This is a genomic window from Companilactobacillus halodurans, assembly GCF_009600985.1.
Classification (GTDB): domain Bacteria; phylum Bacillota; class Bacilli; order Lactobacillales; family Lactobacillaceae; genus Companilactobacillus; species Companilactobacillus halodurans.
The window spans coordinates 1-1,500 of the sequence record NZ_VDFP01000118.1 but is presented as its reverse complement, the minus strand read 5'-3'; the positions used below and the strand labels follow the sequence as shown (position 1 = coordinate 1,500).

The window sequence follows — 1,500 nt, the reverse complement described above, 5'->3', positions numbered from 1 at the left end:
GGCTGTTCGTCAAATTAAGTTGATGGCAGTTTACATAAGCAGTTAGATCATAATTGGTCTAGCTGTTTTTTATTTGGCTGACGAGCTTGCTCGGAGCCAAAAAATTTGAAGATTGATACGCTTAATAAAGTTACTCCAGTTTCGATAGCCATATGCACCATTTTTTATTTTCTTTATCTTTCCAATGGTTCCCTCTAAAAATCCATTAGAGTAATCAAAATGCAGTGCGTTTAATACTTGTTTTCGATATTTTCTCAATGATTTCATAGTTGTATCCATTGGATTACGTAGCGGATGGTAATCAAGTATTGTGTCATTCATTAACGCAATGTTACTTGTTTCAATAGCTTTTAAAATATTCTGATAAGCTTCATAGGACTTGGCAAAGCCTTCGTCCAAATCCAAACATTTTGTAATTAAATTTAAATCCGTTTCATAGTAGTTTACACTGTATTGGTATTTGGGCCTTATCTTTTCGATGGAATCGAATGATTCCAAGAATTTCTTCCAATCTCGTTTCATGAATAAATATTCTTTACTACGTTTGGGCATGGTTTTCATTACCTTAATTCTTGAAGAATTAAGAGAACGATTAGCCATCTGAACTATGTGAAACCTATCAACGACTATTCTTGCTTTAGGGAATAATTTTGGAACGAGATTAATATAACCAGCGTTTAAATCTAAAGAAACGGTTTGCACTTGCCCTCTAGCCTTTAAAGAAAAATTTTCAAAATATTTCTTAATCTGATAAGAAGTTCTTCTAGGCAGAATATCCCCGATTCGATGATTGTTACTATTTAGCCAAATAAAGCTCAATTTATCCGTCGCCATAAATTCGTCAAAGGCCATGTGTTTTGGAAGAGAATCTGTGCACCTGTTCTTATGAAGTTTAGCTTCTTCATCAATGACCCGTTGAACGGTCTTATCTGAAACATTAAAGCGTCTTCCGATATCTTTGAGAGAGGTATTGTAAGCAGCCTCAGACAGAATCATCTGTCTGACTGGCTGCGCAATTTGACAACAATCCCAAACATAGTTGGTTTTAGCTACAAAGATTGATCCACAGGACTTGCATACATATTTCTGCCGGTACAATTGAATAAAAGTTGGACGTAAAGATAGTGATGGAGCGATTATCATATTTTTATTGAATCCGTCTTTAATTATGTGGCCTGTAAGGCCACAATTAATACAACGGTCAACTTCTTTAGTAAGTTTTGCAAAATAAACTAAGGATATGGTTCCATGTATATTCATGAAGGCCGAGTCATCAGTAAAAACAATATTCTTGTCTTTCATTTCTAGAGCATTTCGTATAGACTTGTTTGTTAAGGGCATCATTCAAATTCCTTTCATTGTGAAGCTGTAGAGGGTCGAACATCTAAAGGGCATGAATGGTGTCCTTTTTTGGTGTTCTTAAATGGTTATTACTAATAAATGGTATACAAAAATAAAGTTGATGGCAAAATACCTATCAACTTTATTTATCGTACAGCC

The 1,500-nt window shown here is 34.6% G+C and carries 1 protein-coding gene; it reads right to left on the bottom strand.

The annotated features are described in order from the left end of the window. Positions 1–69: 69 nt before the first annotated feature. Complete coding sequence (locus tag FHL06_RS12900; protein ID WP_153386992.1) at positions 70–1,341, bottom strand: ISL3 family transposase; 1,272 nt, start codon at positions 1,339–1,341, stop codon at positions 70–72. Positions 1,342–1,500: the final 159 nt, after the last annotated feature.

What these genes read in the sequence shown, in the direction of transcription:
- FHL06_RS12900 (WP_153386992.1), bottom strand. Translation starts at nt 1,341, where the DNA reads ATGCCCTTAACAAACAAGTCTATACGAAATGCTCTAGAAATGAAAGAC.